A 22,190-nucleotide genomic window follows, 5' to 3' on the forward strand; every position below is an offset into this window, starting at 1 on the left:
CTATTGTTTTTTTGATATCTCTAGGGATGTGCCCTTTCCAGTAAAAATGGTTCGGTTTCCTGATGAGGTAATCTGGGCTTCACCTTGCACAATTTGATAATCATCTTGCGGCAACGCTACAATAACTGACCAATTGGGATTGGTTTGCTCTACTTTCATTTGAAGGTTGCCATCCTTGTTTTCGTACCAAATGGAAATTTCATTGTCCCCGATTTTTACATTTTCCAAGGATGCTTGGTCCCAAGAGCTTGGCATTTGAGGTTTGATTTTGACCGTCTTATGTTGCGCCATGGGTTGAATGCCAAAAAATTGTCGAACAATGGGAAAAGCAAACGCATAAATGTTCCAGGCCTGTGTTACCATCCCATAATCTGGTGAAACTTCACAAATGCTTCCGGGTAGGGCATAGCTGAAGGTGCGGGTCATCCGCTTCAGATAATCCAGGGCTTCATCAGGTCGCCCATAATTGTTCTCGGCAACTGCTTGAACGCCTGTGGGTAGTGTCATCACGGCACCTGTATAAGAGAATACTTTACTACCTTTAAAGGAGCCCATGTCCTTTCCTGCGGATTCATCCCGATCAATCCCTGTAACGAACATCCCGAAGGGATTGGTGAATTTTTTGGCATTGTCCAATGCTGTGATGGCTTTGGAAGAATCGGCGATGCCCATTTCCATAGGAGTGTTCACCACCCAATTGTGGTAGAGCACAAAGGGCCTTGGTTGGTTTGATGGATGATCAAGGATTTGCTGTTTGGTGGTGTTCAATTCCTCAACCGCCCAAGGTTTATTCAGGGTGTCAGCCCTTACTATGGCATCTTCTATCAGATGGATGGCCTGTTTGTCCGTTCCAATAAAATCAGCATAGGACCCAAATGGGTCAGACCAGAATTCATCGTTGATTTTTTGTTTCAAGCTGTCTGCCAATGTTTGGTACTTTTTGGCCAATTCAGGCTGTTCCAATTCGGAGGCCATTTGCGCAGCATCCGAAAAAGCTTTTTGGGTGTAGGAAGCCACATCGATCATTTCACTATTGAGACCATGAATTTCCATCATCCCAAAACCATCGGGGAAAAGATTTTGGTTGCCATCGTTTTCTGATAATAGCCAATCCAGCCCTTTTTGTACCGTTGGGAAATACCTTTTCAGGAATTCTTTGTCTCCGTTCCAGCTATAGATTTCCCAAATCAATGATGCAAACTGGGGAGTTTCGTTAATATTTCCTTTATTGAAAACAGCTCCATTGGTGGACATTTCATGAAGGATCCGACCATTGCCATTGATGGCCATGGAAACACTATCCAAAAGTTGGATGGTCTTTTCCACAATGTCTTCCCTGCCTATGGCCATATATCCTTTTAGGGCATATTCACTATCTCCACCAAACCACCAAGGATAATCAGGCAGTCCCGCTCCAATCCCCGTTCCGATTTCTGGTACTGTACGCACCAACCAATCACAATTGTACTTGAGCCATGTAAAGGCTTGTTCCAAGTTTTTATCCGGAATGGTAAGCTTGGTTTTGTTGGCCAATTCGGAATATCTTTCCTTCTTTTCTTGGGCAAGGGTGTAAAAGTTGTTTTGGATTGAAGTATAGTTTTCCTCCGCATCTTCCAAGGAAGTATACGATCCGGCGATGGTAAAATTCAATATAAAATTTGACTCGGCAGGAAGCTCGATCTCGTAGATCAAAGTATTGGAAACCCCGTTGGCGGCATTTGGATTCTCATGGGTCAAGGTCAAGTCAGGGGTTTGCTCGGCACCAAAAATGCTGAACCATGGATTGGAGTCATCCTTTACCACCCATTTCTTTCCATCGAAGTTGGCTTCGTCCTTGCCATCAATCATGTTGGTTCGTTCTCCAAGCCAAGTGGGTCTTAAATCGGTTTGGCCATTAAATTGGAATTTCCCTGTTTTGGTTTCTTTGGAGTTGTTATGGATTATATATTGAACAAAAATGCCTTGTTTTCCATCGGGAACAAACTGAATACGTTCTACCGAAATATCTTCTTCGTCGAATTCAAACAGGTGTTTGTTCGCAAAGGGATAGTTTACGAACTCGGATGCCTTGTTGAAGGGCATCACATGACCGTTGATAATCATTTCGGCATCAAACCCATCCATAAGCTTGATGGGATGGTCCCAGATTCCTCCCATTTCACCCTTGATGTGCCATCCCAAAGGAGGGAAGCTCCCATCTTGATGGCCTACCATATAGGTACGGTCCCCGGCAGTTACAAAAGGAGATTCCAGATAGGATGATTTCCCCTGGATGGAATCGGAATCTTGCAATAACCTTGATATGGGCTGTACTGTTTGTTTGGAGCAGGCCGCAAGAAGGAAAATAAATATCAGTAATAAAATTGGTCTCAATGGTGTGCCTTGCATTGGTGAATGCATAAAAGTAGCATTTTGTGGCGAAACCCTTTTAAACAAAAAAAGCGGTCCAATTTGGACCGCTTTTTATTAAGGTATATTGATTGTTTTACCGTCTTTGTCTTTAAAACGATATTCCAGATACTGGTATGCATCCCTTGGCTGGATCTTGATCCATTTTTTATAGGTCTTGAACCATTTGGAACGTATGGAAGGAAAACCTTTGGTAAGGTAAGCAGCTATGAACGGGTGTATGTTCAAAACAATGCCGTCCGGCTTTTTCTCACCTTTGATGATCCTCTCCAGATCTGACTGGATTTTATCGATCAAGACAATGGGCGCTTCCACTTCGGCACCCGCTACGTTCGGATTTTCCTCACTGGTCTTGATGTTCATTTCGGGACGTACCCGTTGCCTTGTAATCTGGACAAGGCCAAATTTACTGGGGGGCAAAATCTTGTGTTTTGCCCTATCGTCCTTCATTTCTTCCCTAAGATGATCGAACAGTTTTCTTCTGTGGTCACCCTTGGTCATATCGATAAAATCGATGACGATGATTCCGCCCATATCGCGCAAACGCAACTGCCTTGCAATTTCTGAGGCGGCCAATAGGTTTACTTCCAAAGCGGTGTCTTCTTGGTTCTTTGCCTTGTTGGAGCGGTTTCCACTGTTCACGTCGATTACGTGTAGTGCTTCGGTATGCTCTATAACAAGGTATGCCCCGCGGCTCATGGATGCTGTGCGTCCGAATGAGGTTTTGATTTGACGTTCGATCCCGAACTTTTCAAAAATGGGGGCCGGACCCGTGTATTGCTTTACAATGGATTCTTTTTCGGGTGCAATTTCATGCACATAATCCTTGATCTGATTGTAAAGTGTTTCGTCGTCAACATATATTCCGGTAAAGGAATCGTTGAAGACATCCCGAAGGATGGATGAGGCCCTGTTAAGTTCCACCAACACTTTGGATGGATGGGGCGCTCGCTGCAATTTCTTGCACATTGCTATCCATTTGGAAAGCAGGTTCTGAAGATCTTTGTCCAGTTCAGCAACCTTTTTGCCTTCTGCAACGGTACGGATAATGACACCAAATCCCTTGGGCTTGATACTCTTCACGAGTCTGATCAAGCGGTCCTTTTCTTCCTTGCTCGCTATTTTCTGTGATACCGAGACCCGATCGGAAAACGGGACCATGACCAAGTAACGGCCCGCAATGGATAGCTCGGAGCTTATCCTAGGGCCCTTGGTGGATATGGGTTCTTTTACAATTTGTACCAATAATGACTGATTGGCCTTGATCACATCGTTGATGCTGCCATTCTTGTCAATGTCTTTTTCAAATGGAAAATCTTTGAGGGTATAGTCCTTTAACTTCCCTGTCCTGACTCTTTTGATGAATTTCAACATGGAGGACAACTGCGGACCAAGGTCATGATAGTGCAGGAACGCATCTTTTTCATAACCTACATTGACGAATGCCGCATTTAGGCCTGTAACGGGTTTTCTTATCTTGGCTAGGAAGATATCCCCTACGGAAAAGTTGTTGTTATCCTCTTCTTTGTGGAATTCTATTAGTTTTCCATCCTTTAGTAAGGCAAAATCGACTGCTTCGGGAGTAGATCTAACAATTAATTCTCTATTCACCTGAATCGATTTTTATTCGTCCCAATCGAAGATTGTGGGACAAATGATTAAACAATATATGGTGTCGGTCATTTTTCGGACCGACTGAAATTCGCTTCTTGAATCTCTATGTCAAAGAACGTTTACGTGTAAAATGAAAAAGTAGTTGTTGCAACTACTTTTTCTTGTGTCGGTTAGCTCTTCTACGTTTTTTACGCTTGTGGGTCGCTACCTTATGTCTTTTTCTTTTCTTTCCACTCGGCATATGGCTCTTCCTTTAGTGTTATAAATTTATTTTACTTCAACGTTGCTTTTTACACCTTCCACAAATACTTTGGCCGGCTTGAATGCAGGGATATTGTGTGCTGGAATTTTGATGGTGGTGTTCTTGGAAATATTTCTTCCTGTTTTTTCAGCTCTGGTCTTGATGATAAAACTTCCAAATCCTCTTAGGTAAACATTATCTCCGTTTTCCAAGGATGCTTTTACCTCATCCATAAAAGACTCCACTGTCGCTTGCACGTCTCCTTTTTCAATTCCTAGTTTCTCTGAGATTCTAGTTACAATATCTGCTTTCGTCATTTCTCTTGATTATTTTTTCTTGTTTTTTTCGGCTTGCAAATATAAACATTAAAATTAATCTTTCGTTTAAACCCTTTAATTTTAAGTATATAAACTGATACATTTGATTCCTAGTATTTTTTTGCATGTCTTTTTCCCATAAAATTCTGGATTGGTACCATACGCATAAAAGGGAACTTCCTTGGAGGGAAACCCGTGATCCCTATAAGATTTGGCTATCCGAAATCATGCTCCAACAGACCCGAGTGGTGCAAGGAATGCCTTATTACCATAGGTTTTTGGAGGCTTTCCCCACGGTTTATGATCTGGCCCAGGCTCCAGAGGAAAAGGTATTGAAGCTTTGGCAGGGCCTTGGGTATTATTCCCGTGCCCGTAACCTGCATGCCACCGCAAAAATGGTGGTGGAGCAATTTGGAGGCGAATTTCCACGGACCTACAAGGACCTAAAATCCCTGAAAGGGGTTGGGGATTATACCGCCAGTGCCATTGCCTCTTTCTGTTTTAATGTGCCCGAACCGGTGGTTGACGGTAATGTGTATCGGGTGTTGGCCAGATATTTTGGCGTGGACCTTCCCATAAACAGTCCTTCGGGCATAAAATATTTTAAAGAATTGGCGAGGGAGGTCATGGATGCGGAACAGATTCGGGATTACAACCAAGGGATCATGGAGTTTGGGGCCATCCAATGCGCGCCCAAAAAACCCTATTGTTTGCTTTGTCCCTTGAATGAGGGATGCGTGGCCCTTAAGGAAAACAAGGTGGACAACCTTCCCATAAAGAACAACAAGACTAAAGTACGGGTACGCCACTTTAATTATTTGGTGTATTTGGATATCCATAACAATACATTATTGGAGCAACGAAAGGGCAAGGGTATTTGGCAAAACTTGTATCAATTCCCGTTGGTGGAGTCAGAAAAAGAAATGAATCCTGACGAAATGGAGCATTATTTAAAAAGTGAAAGCAACCTACAATTGCTGGATATGGCTACACCTTACAACCCGGATCCCATCATCCACAAACTTTCCCATCAACATTTACACACAAAATTTTGGATCGTAAAAACTTCTGATATATTGGAGGAGGGAACGGCTTGGGAAGAAGTAAGCCAATTCCCGGTACCTGTTTTGATAGCCGATTTTATCAGGACATTGAAAATTTAGTATTTTTGATTAATTAGAGAACTATGAGTGGAACATTGAACAAAGTAATGCTGATCGGGCATTTGGGAGACGAAGTGAAAATTCACTATTTTGAAGGAGGTAACTGTATAGCCAGATTTCCATTGGCCACCAATGAGACCTATACCAATAGGCAGACAGGTGAGAAGGTGACCAATACGGAATGGCACAATATAGTGGTAAGGAACAAGGCTGCTGAAATATGTGAAAAATACCTGAGTAAAGGAGATAAGGTGTATGTGGAGGGAAGGTTGAAGAACAGACAATGGCAGGGTGAAGATGGCAACATGCGGTATACCACCGAGGTGCATGTTCAGGACTTTACATTTTTGACCACCAAAAATGAAAGTATGGCAAATACCCAAATGTCGGGTACTGCGCCACAGAATGTACCATCTCGACCCAGTGCCCCGGAAGTCCCTGTAGATGATACCGAAGAGGATGATGACCTACCATTCTAAAAATAAAGTTTAAAGCGATACAAATTTGGATCCCGAGCCCCATTGTTTGGCAATTTTCTTTACGGCGTTTAGTGGAATCTTCACTATAAAAATACTTGTGCTTTTGTTTCTGTTGGCAGGGTCGGCCTTGATTTCTGCGGCAGAAGTCGCCATGTTCGGACTATCCCAGACCGACATCAACGAACTGGAAGAAAATGATTCTTCACGTGGAAAGTTGATTGCACGTTTGTTGGACAAGCCCAAAAAATTATTGGCCACCATTCTGATCACCAACAATGCCATAAACATAGGCATTGTGTTATTGTTCAGTTCCATTGGAGACACCCTCTTTGTAGGGATTGATGGAACCCTTCGGTTTTTGTTGGAAGTGGTGATGGCTACTTTTTTGATCTTGATGTTCGGGGAAATCCTTCCCAAAATATATGCGAACCGCAACCGGGTGCAGTTTTCCCAATTTATGGCCGTGCCCTTAAAAGGCTTGAGTTTTTTGTTCACCCCATTGAGTATGCCCATGCGGTCGGCCACATTGTATTTGGAAGATAAACTTGGTAAACAAAAGTCCAGCCTAAGTGTAAATCACTTGTCACAAGCATTGGAACTTGCCTCCGAAGGCGATACCACTAAGGAAGAGCAGAAGATCTTGGAAGGCATCGTGACCTTTGGGAATACCGATACCAAGCAAGTGATGCAACCTCGCATCGATATTTTTGCCCTCAACGAAAAAATGAAGTTCCCGGAAGTGCTTTTGGAAATCAAAAAGAATGGATATTCCAGGATTCCGGTGTTTTCCGAGAATATGGACAATGTTTTGGGAGTGCTTTATGTAAAGGATCTTTTGCCTTATATCGACCGTAAAAGTTTTAATTGGATGTCACTCATCCGTGAACCCTACTTTGTTCCGGAGAATAAAAAACTGGACGACCTATTATTGGAATTTCAGGAAAAGAAAAACCATTTGGCCGTGGTGGTGGATGAATATGGGGGTACTTCGGGGATCGTTACTTTGGAAGACGTAATCGAAGAAATCGTGGGCGATATTAGTGATGAGTTTGATGATGAAGATTTGATTTTCTCCAAATTGGATGACCATACTTATGTTTTTGATGGAAAGACGGCCCTAAAAGATTTTTATCGGGTGGTGAAGATTGAGGATGAAGAGGAATTTGAAAACCAAAAAGGGGAATCGGAAACCATCGCCGGATTTGTACTCGAAATCTCCGGTAGTTTCCCGAAAGTGGGAGAAAAGGTGATGTTCAATGATTACCAGTTTATTGTGGAAAGTATGGACAAAAAAAGATTGAAACGCATAAAAGTAACCTTGCCCCATGAAGCATAGCCCGATTATATTCTTCGTTTTAGCCATACTTTTTATGGGGTGTAAGGAAGACGTACTGCCCAAACCCAAGGCCATGTTGCGCTTGGAATACCCTGCTGCAACATATGTCCAAACCAATTTGGACTGTCCTTATGTATTTGATCAAAATACCCTTTCTGAAATCAAGGAAAACAAGGATTGTTCCTTGGAGGTGGACTATCCAATGATGCATGGGTCCATCTATCTAACCTATAAACCAGTTCATGGAAATTTGGACACCTTGTTGATAGATGCACAGAAATTGTCATACGAACATGTGGTAAAAGCGGACAACATCATAGAACAGCCCTATATCAACCAAGATCATGGCGTCTATGGTATGTTCTACGAGGTCAGCGGGAATGCGGCATCCCAGTCCCAGTTTTATGTAACGGACAGCATCCAACATTTTGTGACCGGGTCCTTGTATTTTTATGCTAAACCTAATTACGATTCCATCCTTCCAGCGGCCATGTACTTACAGAATGACATCCGAAGGATTATGGAAAGTATCAGGTGGGAGTGATTATTCCTCCTTCGCCTTGGCCAAAAGGGCTTCCGCTTTGGCAATACTATTATTGATCTGGTCTTTTACGACTTGTACTTTTTCTTCTTCCTCGTTGAGCCATTTTTGTTTTTGCTCGGTGAGTTCCTTCCCATTCAGTATTTCATCGGAGTTGAACCGATCGCCAAATTCCTTCATCCAATCCATCATGGATACATGGGCTTCCTGAAGATCTTTCATGGCCGCTTCGTATTGTTGGCCCACTTCAGTGGTGTCAACTTTGGCTTTCAGTTGACCGACCAATTTCCCCAATTTTCCCATTTCTGGCATCACCTCGTCATGGATGGCCATTACTCGCTCCATTTGGGTTGGTCCCTCGGGAGTCTTTTTTTCCTCTTTACAGGATATGATACTTAGGGATAAAGCAAGAACGGATAAGGATAGTATTTTTTTCATGTACCTAGTTTAAAATTCAAAGTTAGTTAGGAAATCGCTTATGTAAGGATAATACTCACCTAAAAAGTATTAATAGGTGATTATGGTTACTAAAAATATAGCAGGTACTCCTTATCTTTGTAATTATTTTTAAAGTATAGCAAATCTTTGGTCCAAGCACAAGTATATATAAAGGGGGGGCAGTCCATTTTGATAGGACTTTTTGTTGCTTTTATTCTGATGAGCAATCTTCGCTTTTCTTGTATGTACGTGTATTATAGCATTGATAGGGAAGGATTTATAGAGCGACTTTGTGAGAACAAGGACAAACCTGAATTGAAGTGCGACGGTAAATGTATGCTGGCCAAAATGCTCCAGGCGCAAACCGATGAGGATGAGCGCCCCATGCCCATCATTGGTTGGGAGCAGGTACTGGTCTTTTTTGTGAAGTTGCCAGATTTCAGACTTCAAAATGCCATCGATACCGATAATGTGTACCATCATTATACCAACAATTATTCCTACAGGTTCAGCGATGTCCTGAACAAACCGCCCATTGTTTAAGATTTCACAGTATAAGTCGGCAAACCTGGTTTGCTGCATTGTATAATCTTAAATTTTATATCAAAATGAATATCAGTTCAATGACAAAACTTTGTGTTTTGTCTTTTGGGACCGCTGTGTCCTATGCGCAAGTGTCTATAGCGCAGGATTCCATCGTAAAGCCCCCCGTTCAATTGGATGAGGTCTTGGTGGAAGGAAAAAGTAAGACCGATCCCGTATTTTCCATGTTCAAGAGCGAACCGGAAAAAAAGGTGGTACAATCCAAAAATGTGGCCGACCTTTTTAAGGACATCAATGGATTTGCCTTGATCAAAAGGGGCAATTATGCCATAGACCCTTCGTTTAGGGCATCACAATATGAGCAACTCAATGTGCAGTTCAATGGGGGTACCAAGGTCATGCATGCCTGCCCTAACCGAATGGATCCCATCACCACCCATGTGATTCCAGAAGAGATCGAACGGGTGGAGGTCGTCAAAGGTCCATACACGTTCAGGTATGGCCCCACCTTTGGCGGCATCGTTAATTTGGTGACCCAAGAAGTGGAAAGGCAGGAAAAGGGATACCATGGCAAGGTAAATTTTGGTGGGGAGAACAATGGGAATGCCATTACCACCTTTGCCAATGTAAAATACGTACAGGAAGACTTCGATGTGAATTTTAATGCCGGCTACCGCGATTTTGGAAACTATGAAGATGGAGATGGCAACGAAGTACCTTCATCTTTCAAGAGTACCGATTATGGGGTGCAATTGGGGTACAATCCTGATGAAAACCAACGGATTCAGGTCGGTTTTCGGCAGTCTTTTGGACGTGATGTGCTACATGCCGGTTTGCCCATGGATACCAAAGAGGACAATAGTAATGTCCTTTCGTTGGATTACAAATTGGATGGTCTGTCAGGCGATCTAAAGACCCTGAGTGCCAAATTGTATCGGTCCAAAGTGGATCATATCATGTCGAATGAGCTTCGGCCAAGTTACAACAGTACCGAAGCGGTTTCCGAGGTCGATGCCACCACAATGGGTGGGAGGGTCGAATTGGAATGGAGGCCTGTCCAAGATCTTAAATTGTACACAGGGATTGATGCGCTTTCTGTTGGGAGGACAGGAAACAGGACGCGTTTGGTAAAACGCAACATGAATGGGGATTTACTGCCCATGCCCATGGAGTTCGTGGATGAGGTTTGGCAAGACGCCCAGATCGATGACTATGGTGCTTTCGTGGAAGGGAAATATCCTATTTCAGAAAAATTCTTGATGAACATTGGTGTTCGGTACGATTTGGTTCGTTCCAAAGCTGATGCCCCTGCGGAAGATTTTGTGGCACTATACCCTGATTTGGAGGCAAGGACCGAAAATAATATCAGTACAACGGTGTCCTTCAAATATATGGTGAGTTCCAATCTTTTGTTTGAATTGGCCTTTGGTAGGGGTGTGCGTTCTGCCAATATGATCGAACGGTACATCAACAATTTTACAGTGGGCCAGGATGCGTACGAATATGTGGGCAATCCGTATTTGGATGCAGAAGTGAATAATCAGTTTGAATTGGGTATGAAGGCGAACAGCCATTTTGAGGGTTATGTTTTCAATGGATTGGATTATGGAGCCTCAGTATATTACTCCATTTATGAGAATTACATTGTGGCAGTCATTGATCCTAGTCTGGACAAGAAATATATGCCCATGGTTCAGCCTACGGAGGTGAAAAGGTTTGCCAATTTGGACCAAGCCTATAAAACAGGTTTTGAGGTTTTCGCGCAATTGGATTTTCTTCAAGATTTCTCGTTCAAAACGGAATTGTCCTATGTATATGCCAAAAACAAGGATCTGGATGAATCATTGCCTTTGACCCCACCTTTGGTGTCACGTTTTAACCTACGTTTTGAAAAGGAAAAAATGTGGGCAAGGGCAACTTATACTCTTACCTCCAAACAATCCGATATCGCTCCTTCCTTCGGGGAAACGGAGACCGATGGTTACGGTATTGTGGACTTGAGTTTTGGTGCCAAACCTTTCAAGCATTTTACCGTTGGTGTTGCCGCATCCAATGTTTTTGATGTGGCCTATCACAACCACCTGAATTTTTCGTTCGTGAACCAAGCCGATTATGGAAGGGTACCGATCAATGATCCAGGTCGGAACCTTACGGCTTTTGTGCAATACAGTTTTTAAGGTTGATGTAAAGTGAAAACAAAAAAGGCGCCCATTTGGGCGCCTTTTCAATAAAGTATGATGTGATTATTTAAAATCCGAGGCGTCTACCCCTTCGTTTACCTTGATTTCTTTTACCATGAACTCAAAGGTTTGGGGACCCATGTTTTGGGTGATCTTGAACGGAAATTTGATACCGGAGACTTCTTGGTAGTCACCGTACCCCAAAGTGCTGGTCATTTGTTGACCTTGTACTTCCTGGGTATTGATCTCTTGTACTTTTAGACCGGTTTCCACATCGTAATAGGCGGTTTTGCCATCACTGATTTTGAGTTTATAGGCTTTGGAATCTCCTACAGGCTCAATGCCTTCCAAAGAAACATTTCCTGCAGCCAAATAGTTCAATTCGGGGAAAGCGGACGATTCTTCCTTGATTTTCTCAATTTCTTCAGCAGAAAGGTCCTTTCGTTGTCCTTGGACCACCATGTAACCGGAGTCTCCGTCCAACACTTGCTTGGACATGGAATTCCCCATCACTTTAACATCTTGCATAAACTGGTCCTTGGTGGTTTTCTTCATCTCAAGTTCCAGTTTCATGCCCTGCATTTCAGCTTCGGCAACCATGGAATACGACTCTACACCATCCAATTTGGATTTTCCGCCGATGGCTTCAATATATTTTTCCAAAACGGTATTGGCATCTATTCCTTCGGGAACTTCTGCGTTGTAATTGGGTTTTTCGGTTTTGTTGGCGTATTTGTCGTAGAACAGTACGGGAACGGTTTTCCCATTAAAGGAAACTTTTTCCAAGTTTTCCAAAACATCACTTCCCTTTCCTGTAACCACCACCCTTGCGTTGGTGGTAGAAAAGTATTTTTTGGCCGCTTTTTGCACGTCTTCGGCAGTAACGGATTGAAGACGTTCCAAATAGGTCTTGTAAAAATCCTTGGATAATCCCTCTGTTTCAATATTCAAGGCATAATTGGCAACGGTTTCAGGACTTTCCAAAGCCATTACAAAGCTACCCGCGTATTTGGCCTTGGCATTGGCTAATTCCTCTGCGCTTACAGGCTCGGTTGTCATCTTGTTGATTTCTTCCAAGATCTGAACCACGGAACTATCGGTCACTGCATTTCGCACTTGGGCATACGCACTAAAGCGCATGGGGCTGTACTTATTGTCGCGGAGTCCGGAATAAGATCCGTACGTGTAGCCTTTGTCCTCCCTCAGGTTTTTGAACAAGCGGGCCTGAGATCCCCCTCCTAAAATGCGGTTGGCCAAAAGGGCATCCAAATAATCGGGATCCTTCATCTTCAAGTTGGTGATGTTCTCCACTGCCACTTCGGATTGTACGGCGTTCGGCACATCCACAAAATTGATCTGGTTGTATTGCACATCTGTTGGGTCTGAATAGGTAAAGGAAGGGGGCACCGCCTTGGACCAAGGGGTAAAATATTTGGTCACAAGTTCCTTTACATTATCAAACTCTACATCCCCGATGACCACCAAATACGCATTGGCAGGAACAAAATAAGAACGATAAAATTGTTCCACATCGGCAAGCGTTACGTTGTTCACGGTTTCCTCCGTGGTGATTTCACCATAAGGATGGTTTTTGCCATAAGCCAAGGCTGTCTGGACCCGAGTTGCAATGGCGGAAACGTCTTTTTCCTCGGATTTGATGCCCGTTAGGATTTTATCCTTTTCCTTTTCAAACTCCTCTTGGGTAAAGTTTGGATTGAGGGCGGCATCGGCCAACAGTTCCAAAATCCTTGGGAAATATTTGGAAAGGCAGCTTGCAAAGGCACTTTGGTCGCCCACATAGATATTGGCCCCCAAAAAGTCCACTTCCTCATAAAAATCATCTTTAGGGATGTTTTTGGAACCCTTGCCCAGCATGCTGGATGTTAAATCGGAAACTCCGGCCTTATCCCCTTGCAAAATAGGAGGATTGTCAATGGTCAATTGAATCCGGACCCTTGGAAGTTTATGGTTTTCTACTACCAATACCTTCAATCCGTTGCTGAGTTCAAAACGGGCAGGTTCTTTAAGGTTTATCTCTGGAGCGGGTCCCGGTTTGGGTTGTTTGCTCCTGTCAATCTGCGCGTATGATGCCGTCATCAATAAAGACAGCACGGTCAATACAAAATACTTTTTCATCTTAGTTAGCGTCTTTTTGTTCTGGTAAATATTCCAATTCCACTCGCTGGTTCACCTTCAAATATTTTTTGGCCACTTCCATGATTTCTTCACGGGTTATGGAGCGATAAATGTCGATTTCGGTATTGATGAGGTTGGTGTTGTCCTTTAACAAATAGTCTTCGGCAAGATTGTTTGCGATGCCTTCAACACTACTATTGGCATTCACGTACATGTTTTCGAACTTGTTCTGGAGTTTTTGATAATCCTTTTCAGAAATCAGTTCCATTTGAAGTTTTAGGATTTCTTCGTCGATTTCCTTTTTAAGGTCTTGGATGGAATTTTCGCCTACGGGAAGCGCCCCCACTACATAAGAGCTATAATCTTCGGCATCGATGGGCACGGAAATGACCTGAAGTGCCATTTTCTTTTCGTCCACCAATTTTTTGTAGAGTTTGGAACTTTCACCATCACTCAAATAGGTGGATATCATGTTGATGACATACGCATCACGTTGACCTTGCCCCGGAGTCCTGTAAGCCAACAAAATAGCTGGAATCTGGATGTTGGGGTCATGATATTTTGCATAAATGGTTTGGGTAATGGGGTCTTCCTTGATATCGGGTCTTTTTATATCGGCACCTTTTGGAATGGGCCCAAAATAATCGGTGACCATTTTTTTGGTCTTTTCAGAGTCAATGTCCCCCGCCACGATCAATACGGCATTGTTGGGCACATAATAGGTTTTGTTGAATTTTTTGAAATCATCCAAAGTGGCGCTGGCCAAATGGTCCAAAGAACCGATTACCGCCCAACGGTATGGGTGTTTCGTATACAGGTTTTTTAAAAGTTGCTCAAAAAAGGCACCGTAAGGGGAATTGTCCACACGCAGCCTTCTTTCTTCCTGGACCACTTCTTTTTGGGTGTCGACCCCAACCTGCCCGATGATCGGGTGCATCATCCGTTCAGATTCCAACCAAAGGCCTACTTCCAAACTGTTGGATGGGAAAACCTCATAATAATAGGTGCGATCCAAAAAAGTGTTGGCGTTGTTTCTTCCTCCGTTGGCCGCTGTTATTTGATCCCATTCTCCACGGGCAATATTTTCAGTGCCTTCGAACAGCAGGTGTTCAAAGAAATGGGCAAACCCCGTTTTTTGGGGATCTTCATCTTTCGATCCAACGTGGTACATAACGGAGACAGTCACCACCGGAGCGGAGTTGTCCTGATGCAAGATCACATGCAACCCGTTGTCCAGATCATACTCTTCAAATGCCACTTCTTGTGCAGAAACCAAGGTTCCCACAAGGAGCAACGAAAATGCAGAAAGCAAGTGTTTTTTCATTGTAAATGTCAGTATTAGAAATTAATGGTGTTGTTCAGAGGTTGGTAGCGATTTCTTGATCGATGTTACGCTAAATATAGGATAAAATCAAAAGAAAGTAGAATGTAGGGTCAGTCTTTTACCACAATTTATAGCATAATTGGCAAACATTCAGTAATTTAAACAATGGATTCAAAAAGCATGATAATGAAAAATTTAACCCTTCCGATCCGCTTTGGCATTGTAACCAGTGCCGTACTGATTGCCTATTTTTTGATCTTGGCATTATTGGGCAAGCACACCAATGTTTTCTTTAGTCTGTTCAATGGGGTGATCACGGGTTTTGGGATTTATGAGACCATAAAATACACAAAGCTGCGGCAAGGCAAGGGTTTTAATTATGGAAACGGGTTTACGGCCGGGGTCACTACGGGCTTTGTGGCGACACTCCTGTTCACCATTTTTTTTGCGCTCTATGCCACGGAATTGGACAGTGGTTTTTTGGACGAGCTGTCCACGGCATGGTCTAAGGACTATAAAAACTTTCAGGGAATCGTTTTCTTTACGGTGGCCATCATGGGGTTCGCCACTACCTTGGTACTGACCCTTTCCTTCATGCAGTTGTTCAAAACCTCCAACAACGGCAAAAAATAATACCTAAATGCGGTAATAATACTTGTGGATTAAGGATTTAGCAGTATATTTGCACCCGCTAAAATTGATAAAGCGGTATAATTTTAATCTAATCAACGCATTATGTACGCAATTGTAGAGATGGCAGGGCAGCAATTCAAAGTTGCAAAAGACCAAAAAGTGTACGTTCACCGTTTGCAGGAGGATGAAGGTAGCAAAGTTACCTTTGACAAAGTCCTTCTTTTGGAAGATGGAGGAAACGTTACCATTGGCGCCCCAGTCATAGAAGGTGCGGCTGTAGAAGCCAAAGTTGTAAAGCACCTTAAAGGAGATAAGGTGATCGTTTTCAAAAAGAAAAGACGTAAAGGTTACCAAAAGAAAAACGGACACAGACAATATTTGACCGAGATTGTGGTTGAAAGTATTGTTGCTTCTGGTGCCAAGAAAGCTGCTCCAGCAAAGGCCAAAGCTGAAAAACCTGCTGCGGAGCCTAAAAAGGAAGCAGCTAAAAAAGTTGAGGCCCCTAAAGCAGAAGCTCCAAAGGCAACTGAGGACCTAAGTTCAAAAACCGTAGCTGAATTGAGAGATTTGGCCAAGGCCAAGGACATTAGCGGTTACTCTTCTATGAAGAAAGCCGAGTTGATCGAAGCATTAAGCAAATAAGAATAGAACCAAAATTTAGATATCATGGCTCACAAGAAAGGTGTAGGTAGTTCAAAAAACGGTAGGGAATCAGAATCGAAACGCTTGGGCGTTAAGATTTTTGGTGGTCAGGCCGCTGTTGCTGGTAACATCATCGTTAGACAACGTGGTACCAAGCACAATCCTGGAGACAACGTATACGCAGGTAAAGACCATACCTTGCATGCCAAGGTAGACGGTATCGTTAAGTTTGAGAAAAAAGCGGGTGGAAAATCTTTTGTTTCCATCGAGCCTTTCCAAGCTTAAGAACAAGTTTATATATACTTCAAAGGCCCTACAATTGTGGGGCCTTTTTGTTTTCCGTTTATTTTTTAAAGGTTTAATAACCTAATGGTGATGTTGGGATGAGGTCGAATGGTTTTCTTGATTCCCTTATTCCAAGGTCTATCCATGAAGAAAATAGTAGGGTGTGCTTATGTTGCGGTGTTTCTGGTCATCCTTGTCCATAGCGATGGTCTTGCACAACAATCCTCAGGAGGAAAACCGTCAAGCGAGTCCAGTTCCATATTCCACACCCTTCAAAAGCAGTTGGAAGCCTCAAAAAAGAATCCGGACCAGCCCAAAAAAATTGCACAAAGCCATTTAAAACTAGGAGAATATTACCACTCACTAGGCCTGTACTCCGAAGCCATGGAGCAATACAACAAGGCGTTGGACCAATTGGGAACCGATTTCAATGACACCCTTTTCATCACCCTGAACAACAACATTGGTAAGGTGTATCTATCGTTGAACAACTTTGAGCTTGCAGAACAACATTTCACAGAAACCTTAAATGCTTCCAAGGGGATAAAGAACAATAAAGGTTTGGCCGTTTCATTGGGATTGCTGGGTGCGAGCCATGAAAAGCAAGGGGAATATGAGGAAGCATTGAAAGATCAGAAAGAAAGCCTCTTGTTGTTCCAAAAAATGGGAGACCAACATGGGGTGGCCATGACCAATGAGAATATTGGGAGCATTTATGAGGATTTGGAGCAGTTTGACATGGCATACCAATATTTCAACAAAGCTTATCAATATTTGAAGGGGAAGGGAACAGTGGAAGAGGTCAACGTGCTCAATAATTTGGGGGATTCCTTTAGGAAAACGGGAAACTATCCCGCAGCCCTTGAAAAAACCGCAATGGCCTTGGAAGTTGCCCAAAGACTGAAAGATTTCCACCAATTGGAAAGCGCCCATAAAGATCTATCGAAGACGTATGCTTTTTTGGGTGATTTTGAAAAGGCCCATGCCCATCTTTTACAGGCCGAGGAGTTCAACAGCGCCATGCTCAGGGCGCAGAACACCGACCAACTCAATGTGCTCCAGACTATTTATGAGACCAACAAAAAAGAGGCCGAGATCCAATTGTTGAAAGAGCAGAACAAGGTGAGCCGTGCCAATCAAAACCTATTGTGGGTGGCCCTTTTTGCCATTGCTGCCATTCTTACCATTTTGTATAACTATCTAGGGAGGAAAAGAAAGGCAAAGCTCAAGATCCAGGAATATAAACAGCGCATGCTCAAAGCAGAGTTGGAAAAGAAGGCCATAGAGGAAAAGAATCTGCAGCAGGAGGTGCAACTTAAAACATCCTCATTGTCCCGATATAGTCTGCACCTGTCCCAGAAAAACAAGATTTTGCTTGATCTCGCCAATACATTGAGGAACATTGCAGCTAGGAAGCATATGGACACTTCCGAAAAAATTAAGGCGTTGGTGAAAGAAATCGATTTTAACTTACAACAAGAACAAGAATGGGATGAGTTCATGACCTTTTTTAAGGAAATACATCCAGAGTTCATCAAAAAACTTTCAACCTTGTCCGAAAACAACCTTTCCCCGGCCGAACTCCGTTTGGGCATGCTATTGCGTCTAAACCTATCCTCCAAAGAAATCGCCTCTATTTTAAGGGTGACCCCCGATAGTGTTCGTGTGGCCCGTCACCGACTCCGAAAAAAACTTCCCATAGACCAAAAAGAGGAATTGGTAAACTTTATGATCGATCTCTGACCTGGTTTTACATCCTCTTTTTAGAAAAGGTTAGCCCAATGTAAAAAAACTGTAATTGTTGCCCTCTTGTTTCTGTCCATTTTTCCTTTTGTTTCCTTTTTGTTTCCCTTTAATTTAAAGCTTAATAGGTTGATATACATAGTTTTGGAATGCATTCTAACAAGAACCAAAATGAAACCAATGAACCTAAAAAAACTACTTTTTGTAACGCTCTTTCTTGTGTTTGGCACTGCCATGGCGCAGGCCCAAACGGGAAATATACAGGGAACCATTACCGATGAAAATGGAATATATGTTCCTGGTGCAAATGTTTATATCGAATCTATCTCCAAAGGAGGAATCACTGATTTTGACGGTCGATTCACCTTGGTGGGAATCCCCGAAGGAAACTACACTCTAAAAGTATCCTACATGGGATATGCAGACGTGGAGCAAGAAGTTGCCGTTACATCCGGAAAAACTACTTCCGTGAACATGTCGTTGAATCCTACCAGTGTTGAGCTGGATGAAGTACAGGTAAGCGCATATGGACTTAGTGGACAGGCCAAGGCCCTTAATACCCAAAAGACCAACATGAACATTACCAATGTGGTTTCCACAGATCAAATTGGTAAGTTTCCTGATGCGAATATCGGTGACGCGGTCAAGCGTATTCCAGGGATTACCATGCAGGTGGACCAAGGTGAGGCGAGGAACATTATCGTTCGTGGTTTGTCGCCACAGTTGAACTCCGTGACATTAAACGGAAGCAGGATTCCTTCTGCGGAAGCCGATAACAGAAATGTCCAAATGGATTTGATACCTTCGGATATGATCCAGACCATTGAGGTCAACAAAGCGGTAACGCCTGACATGGATGCCGATGCATTGGGTGGATCGGTAAACTTGGTTACCCGTACAGCTCCCCAAGGATTCAGGGTTTCTGCTACGGCTGGATCAGGGATCAATTTTATCACTGATAAAAGAATTTGGAACGGGTCTATATTGGTGGGAGATCGTACCAAAGACGGAAAATTCGGATACATGCTTTCCGCTACCATCAACGACAATGATTTTGGATCGGACGATATTGAAGCCGAATGGGAGAACGAATTTGAGTACAACACAGGAGAAGAAGATGATGAGGGCGATCCGATTTTGGAAGAAGTGGATGTGGATCCCTATACCAATGTCACTGAACAGCGTACCTATTTTGTACAACGGGTAAGAAGGAGCTTTGCCGCTAATTTTGATTTCCAGATCGACCCTAGCAACAATATTTTCTTGAAGACCATGTACAATTGGCGTGATGATCGTGAAAACCGTTTCCGTTTGGAACAAGAAATTTTGGATGGAGAGGATATTGAAGTGGGCGATTTTACCATCACCAATGGTGCATTGACCCGTTTCCCTGCGGAAATCAAAAGACAGACCAAAGGGGGTATTGCAGGCGGTCGTAACCAAAATGCCCGTTTGGAAGATCAGCGCATGCAGAACTATACCCTTGGCGGTAATCACTTGTGGGGGTCTTTGAAACTGGATTGGATGGCTTCCTACGCCAAGGCATCCGAAGAACGTTTGAACGAACGCTATGCCGAATACGAATCAGAATACATCGTCAATAACGACAACAGCAATCCCAAGTATCCGATCATGACTGCCGTGGATCCAAACGATTTTAATGATTTGGGCAGCTTTGAATTTGGGGAAGTGACCAATGAAAACCAATATACCGATGAAGAGGATATGAACTTTTTCGTCAATTTTGAGTTGCCTGCCGATTTTTTTGGGCAGGGGAACGGAACCGTGAAATTTGGTGCCAGAGGTCGGTTCAAGACCAAGGAGCGTGAAAATGATTTCTTCGAGTACGATTTGGAGGATATGTACCCAACTTTGGCCGATCTTCCTACAAAAATATATACCGACCCCGATTATTTGGCGGGCAGCAAATACCAAGCAGGTACTTTTGTGAGCGAAGAGTGGTTGGGTTCTTTGGATTTGAACAGCACCAATGGTGAGGATGTCCCTGACGAATATCTTCCAGGAAACTTTAAGGTGAAGGAAAATGTTTTGGCTGTCTATGCTATGTTCAACCAGAAACTTACAGACAAATTGAGTGTTTTGGCTGGTTTACGGGTCGAGAATACCAAATTGGAATCCGATGGCAATAGGGTCATCTACATTGAAGAAGATGAAGACAACGGTATTGAGGAAGGCATTGAGGTGCAACCCGTATCCGATGAAAACTCATATACCAATGTTTTGCCAGGGGTACACTTCAAGTACGATGTGGACAACAGCACCATTTTGAGATTTGCTTGGACCAATACCTTGGCCCGACCCAATTATTCAGATTTGATTCCAAGGGCAGAGATCATCAACGAGGATGCCGAAGTGGTTGTGGGCAATCCAGAGTTGGACCCTACCACTTCCATGAACTTTGACCTGAATGCCGAACATTATTTTGAAAGCGTAGGGATTATTTCTGGTGGGGTGTTTTATAAAAAGATCAACGACTTCATTTATACCTTCATCACCGAGGCTCAGGATGATACTTTTGGGTCGGGCACAACGGGATATGATGTCTTCCAACCTTTGAACGGGGATTCCGCTTCCATTTTTGGAGCTGAACTATCCTTCCAAAGACAATTGGATTTCTTACCAGGATTCGCCAGAAATTTCAGCATCTATTTGAACTATACCTATTTGACCTCCAGTGCGGATGGTATCCGTAATGAAGATGGCGACGAGCGTACCGATTTAGATCTTCCCAACACGGCTCCGAATATGTTCAACGGCTCGTTGGGTTATGCGGACAGTAGGTTCAGTGCCAGGCTGTCGGCCAACTTTTCCGATTCCTATATCGATGAGATTGGAGGAAATGCCTTTGAGGACAGATACTATGATACGCAGTTCTTCTTGGATTTCAATGCTAGTTTTGCCATCAACAAAAACTTGAGGATCTATACCGATGTGAACAATATCACCAACCAACCTTTAAGATATTTCCAAGCGGTGAAGGAAAGAACACAACAAGCGGAATTTTACAGTACCCGATGGACCTTCGGGTTGAAATATGACTTGTTCAAAAAATAAGAAGACAATATAAGGCGTGATGACCGCCCTTTTAAGGGCGGTTTTTGCTTAAAGCATTTCCAATGAAAAAATTATATATACCGTTCCTTGCCATTTTGATAGTATCCTGTCAACCGCAGGGAAGCAAACTTCCGGCCATAGCACCGGATATCATTACCGAAAAAACACCCAACGATACCGATGACCCCGCTATTTGGATCCATCCAAACGACCCTTCAAAAAGCATCGTTTTCGGAACCGATAAGGAAACCAATGGGGGCATCTATGCTTTTGGTCTCGATGGGAAGATCATTCCTGAGAAATCCATCAAAAATATTGAACGCCCTAACAACGTAGACCTGGAATATGGTTTTCAATTGAACGATTCCGTTGCCGTGGATATTTTGGCCTTTACGGAAAGGGAAAAGCAACAATTTCGATTATTCTCCGTACCCGATATGCAGCCTTTGGACGGTGGTGGTTTTTCTGTTTTTCAAGATGAGACCAACTTGGAACAACGCTTGCCCATGGGCATAAGCCTGTACAAATCCCCTGAGGATTCAGCCATTTATGCCATTGTGGGAAGAAAGACCGGTCCCAGCGGTTCGTATCTCTATCAGTACAAATTGGAGATGGACAGTGCAGTGGTCAAGTCCAACTTGGTAAGGAAATTTGGTAGTTTTAGTGGTAAGGAAGAAATCGAGGCCATTGCAGTGGATGATGAAAAAGGCTTTGTGTACTATTCCGATGAAGGTGTCTGCATCAAAAAATATTATGCTGAACCTTCCATGGGGAATGAAGAGATTGCCTGTTTTGGGGGGGAGCATTTTTTGCGGGACATAGAAGGAATAGCCATTGCCTCTTACCCAAACGGTGAAGGTTTTATCATTGTTTCCGATCAACAGCGTGGACAGTTCAATATCTTTTCCAGAAAGGACAACAGTTTCATCAAGGCGGTAAACCTGTCAACTACAGAAACCGATGGTTGTGATGTGGTCACCGTACCTTTGAACGACACTTTTAAAAATGGGCTTTTTGCTGCCATGAACGATCAAAAAGACTTCTATTTTTACGATTTGGGCAAATTGGAATTAAAAGTTGAGTGATTCCTT

The 22,190-nt window shown here is 43.2% G+C and carries 18 protein-coding genes; 12 read left to right on the forward strand and 6 right to left on the reverse strand.

The window, feature by feature from the left end:
- The 3 genes from D2V05_RS11195 to D2V05_RS11205 all read right to left on the reverse strand — a co-directional run bounded on the left by D2V05_RS11195 (position 1) and on the right by D2V05_RS11205 (position 4,581).
- Entirely contained in the window at positions 1 to 2,400 is a 2,400-nt protein-coding gene (locus tag D2V05_RS11195) for an alpha-L-rhamnosidase-related protein (RefSeq protein ID WP_235855441.1), read from the reverse strand.
- A 66-nt stretch (positions 2,401 to 2,466) separates the two neighbouring features.
- A complete protein-coding gene (locus D2V05_RS11200; protein ID WP_119640480.1) occupies positions 2,467 to 4,020 on the reverse strand; it encodes an Rne/Rng family ribonuclease in 1,554 nt (517 codons plus the stop codon).
- Positions 4,021 to 4,290: 270 nt separating this feature from the next.
- The gene (locus tag D2V05_RS11205; protein ID WP_119647760.1) at positions 4,291 to 4,581 is read right to left on the reverse strand and encodes an HU family DNA-binding protein; all 291 of its coding nucleotides are present in this window, start codon (positions 4,579 to 4,581) and stop codon (positions 4,291 to 4,293) included.
- Between the two features lie 125 nt (positions 4,582 to 4,706).
- Here D2V05_RS11205 and mutY point away from each other — a divergent pair, with 125 nt between their 5' ends.
- Genes mutY through gldD form a run of 4 tightly spaced genes read left to right on the forward strand, consistent with a single transcriptional unit; the run spans position 4,707 to position 8,103 of the window.
- A complete protein-coding gene (gene mutY, locus D2V05_RS11210; protein ID WP_119647761.1) occupies positions 4,707 to 5,744 on the forward strand; it encodes an A/G-specific adenine glycosylase in 1,038 nt (345 codons plus the stop codon).
- A gap of 23 nt (positions 5,745 to 5,767) precedes the next feature.
- Positions 5,768 to 6,223 carry a single-stranded DNA-binding protein gene (locus D2V05_RS11215; protein ID WP_119647762.1) on the forward strand — a complete coding sequence of 152 codons (456 nt, stop codon included), beginning with the start codon at positions 5,768 to 5,770 and terminating at the stop codon, positions 6,221 to 6,223.
- 25 nt (positions 6,224 to 6,248) lie between these two features.
- The gene (locus D2V05_RS11220; protein WP_119647763.1) at positions 6,249 to 7,559 is read left to right on the forward strand and encodes a gliding motility-associated protein GldE; all 1,311 of its coding nucleotides are present in this window, start codon (positions 6,249 to 6,251) and stop codon (positions 7,557 to 7,559) included.
- Entirely contained in the window at positions 7,549 to 8,103 is a 555-nt protein-coding gene (gene gldD / locus D2V05_RS11225; protein WP_119647764.1) for a gliding motility lipoprotein GldD, read from the forward strand. Before D2V05_RS11220 ends, gldD begins: the two co-directional genes overlap by 11 nt.
- Here gldD and D2V05_RS11230 read toward each other — a convergent pair whose 3' ends face one another.
- A complete protein-coding gene (locus D2V05_RS11230) occupies positions 8,104 to 8,538 on the reverse strand; it encodes a hypothetical protein (protein WP_119640474.1) in 435 nt (144 codons plus the stop codon). It lies immediately after the preceding gene.
- Positions 8,539 to 8,781: 243 nt separating this feature from the next.
- On the opposite strand from D2V05_RS11230, the gene D2V05_RS11235 reads away from it, so the two are divergent.
- Positions 8,782 to 9,081, forward strand: a complete 300-nt coding sequence (locus tag D2V05_RS11235; RefSeq protein ID WP_119647765.1) for a hypothetical protein — start codon at positions 8,782 to 8,784, stop codon at positions 9,079 to 9,081.
- Between the two features lie 80 nt (positions 9,082 to 9,161).
- Positions 9,162 to 11,258: a TonB-dependent receptor domain-containing protein gene (locus D2V05_RS11240; RefSeq protein ID WP_119647766.1), complete on the forward strand. Its 2,097-nt coding sequence runs from the start codon at positions 9,162 to 9,164 to the stop codon at positions 11,256 to 11,258.
- Between the two features lie 66 nt (positions 11,259 to 11,324).
- Here D2V05_RS11240 and D2V05_RS11245 read toward each other — a convergent pair whose 3' ends face one another.
- Positions 11,325 to 13,397, reverse strand: coding sequence for a M16 family metallopeptidase (locus D2V05_RS11245; RefSeq protein ID WP_119647767.1), 2,073 nt, complete (start codon positions 13,395 to 13,397; stop codon positions 11,325 to 11,327).
- 1 nt (position 13,398) lies between these two features.
- A complete protein-coding gene (locus D2V05_RS11250; RefSeq protein ID WP_119640470.1) occupies positions 13,399 to 14,721 on the reverse strand; it encodes a M16 family metallopeptidase in 1,323 nt (440 codons plus the stop codon).
- 186 nt (positions 14,722 to 14,907) lie between these two features.
- On the opposite strand from D2V05_RS11250, the gene D2V05_RS11255 reads away from it, so the two are divergent.
- The 6 genes from D2V05_RS11255 (at position 14,908) to D2V05_RS11280 (ending at position 22,184) form a co-directional block, all read left to right on the forward strand.
- Positions 14,908 to 15,354 carry a DUF4199 domain-containing protein gene (locus D2V05_RS11255; protein WP_119647988.1) on the forward strand — a complete coding sequence of 149 codons (447 nt, stop codon included), beginning with the start codon at positions 14,908 to 14,910 and terminating at the stop codon, positions 15,352 to 15,354.
- A 102-nt stretch (positions 15,355 to 15,456) separates the two neighbouring features.
- A complete protein-coding gene (rplU, locus tag D2V05_RS11260; protein WP_119640469.1) occupies positions 15,457 to 15,996 on the forward strand; it encodes a 50S ribosomal protein L21 in 540 nt (179 codons plus the stop codon).
- Between the two features lie 24 nt (positions 15,997 to 16,020).
- The gene (rpmA, locus tag D2V05_RS11265; RefSeq protein ID WP_119640468.1) at positions 16,021 to 16,281 is read left to right on the forward strand and encodes a 50S ribosomal protein L27; all 261 of its coding nucleotides are present in this window, start codon (positions 16,021 to 16,023) and stop codon (positions 16,279 to 16,281) included.
- A gap of 144 nt (positions 16,282 to 16,425) precedes the next feature.
- Positions 16,426 to 18,024: a tetratricopeptide repeat protein gene (locus D2V05_RS11270; RefSeq protein WP_183114824.1), complete on the forward strand. Its 1,599-nt coding sequence runs from the start codon at positions 16,426 to 16,428 to the stop codon at positions 18,022 to 18,024.
- Between the two features lie 171 nt (positions 18,025 to 18,195).
- Positions 18,196 to 21,099 carry a TonB-dependent receptor gene (locus D2V05_RS11275; RefSeq protein ID WP_119647769.1) on the forward strand — a complete coding sequence of 968 codons (2,904 nt, stop codon included), beginning with the start codon at positions 18,196 to 18,198 and terminating at the stop codon, positions 21,097 to 21,099.
- 62 nt (positions 21,100 to 21,161) lie between these two features.
- Positions 21,162 to 22,184, forward strand: coding sequence for a phytase (locus D2V05_RS11280; protein WP_119647770.1), 1,023 nt, complete (start codon positions 21,162 to 21,164; stop codon positions 22,182 to 22,184).
- Positions 22,185 to 22,190: the final 6 nt, after the last annotated feature.

Origin of the sequence: Flagellimonas pelagia, from assembly GCF_003584135.1 — a bacterium.
Taxonomy (GTDB): Bacteria; Bacteroidota; Bacteroidia; order Flavobacteriales; family Flavobacteriaceae; genus Flagellimonas; species Flagellimonas pelagia.

What these genes read in the sequence shown, in the direction of transcription:
- D2V05_RS11195 (WP_235855441.1), bottom strand. Translation starts at nt 2,400, where the DNA reads ATGCATTCACCAATGCAAGGCACACCATTGAGACCAATTTTATTACTG.
- D2V05_RS11205 (WP_119647760.1), bottom strand. Translation starts at nt 4,581, where the DNA reads ATGACGAAAGCAGATATTGTAACTAGAATCTCAGAGAAACTAGGAATT.
- mutY (WP_119647761.1), top strand. Translation starts at nt 4,707, where the DNA reads ATGTCTTTTTCCCATAAAATTCTGGATTGGTACCATACGCATAAAAGG.
- D2V05_RS11215 (WP_119647762.1), top strand. Translation starts at nt 5,768, where the DNA reads ATGAGTGGAACATTGAACAAAGTAATGCTGATCGGGCATTTGGGAGAC.
- gldD (WP_119647764.1), top strand. Translation starts at nt 7,549, where the DNA reads ATGAAGCATAGCCCGATTATATTCTTCGTTTTAGCCATACTTTTTATG.
- D2V05_RS11230 (WP_119640474.1), bottom strand. Translation starts at nt 8,538, where the DNA reads ATGAAAAAAATACTATCCTTATCCGTTCTTGCTTTATCCCTAAGTATC.
- D2V05_RS11235 (WP_119647765.1), top strand. Translation starts at nt 8,782, where the DNA reads ATGTACGTGTATTATAGCATTGATAGGGAAGGATTTATAGAGCGACTT.
- D2V05_RS11240 (WP_119647766.1), top strand. Translation starts at nt 9,162, where the DNA reads ATGACAAAACTTTGTGTTTTGTCTTTTGGGACCGCTGTGTCCTATGCG.
- D2V05_RS11245 (WP_119647767.1), bottom strand. Translation starts at nt 13,397, where the DNA reads ATGAAAAAGTATTTTGTATTGACCGTGCTGTCTTTATTGATGACGGCA.
- D2V05_RS11250 (WP_119640470.1), bottom strand. Translation starts at nt 14,721, where the DNA reads ATGAAAAAACACTTGCTTTCTGCATTTTCGTTGCTCCTTGTGGGAACC.
- D2V05_RS11255 (WP_119647988.1), top strand. Translation starts at nt 14,908, where the DNA reads ATGAAAAATTTAACCCTTCCGATCCGCTTTGGCATTGTAACCAGTGCC.
- rplU (WP_119640469.1), top strand. Translation starts at nt 15,457, where the DNA reads ATGTACGCAATTGTAGAGATGGCAGGGCAGCAATTCAAAGTTGCAAAA.
- rpmA (WP_119640468.1), top strand. Translation starts at nt 16,021, where the DNA reads ATGGCTCACAAGAAAGGTGTAGGTAGTTCAAAAAACGGTAGGGAATCA.
- D2V05_RS11270 (WP_183114824.1), top strand. Translation starts at nt 16,426, where the DNA reads ATGAAGAAAATAGTAGGGTGTGCTTATGTTGCGGTGTTTCTGGTCATC.
- D2V05_RS11275 (WP_119647769.1), top strand. Translation starts at nt 18,196, where the DNA reads ATGAAACCAATGAACCTAAAAAAACTACTTTTTGTAACGCTCTTTCTT.
- D2V05_RS11280 (WP_119647770.1), top strand. Translation starts at nt 21,162, where the DNA reads ATGAAAAAATTATATATACCGTTCCTTGCCATTTTGATAGTATCCTGT.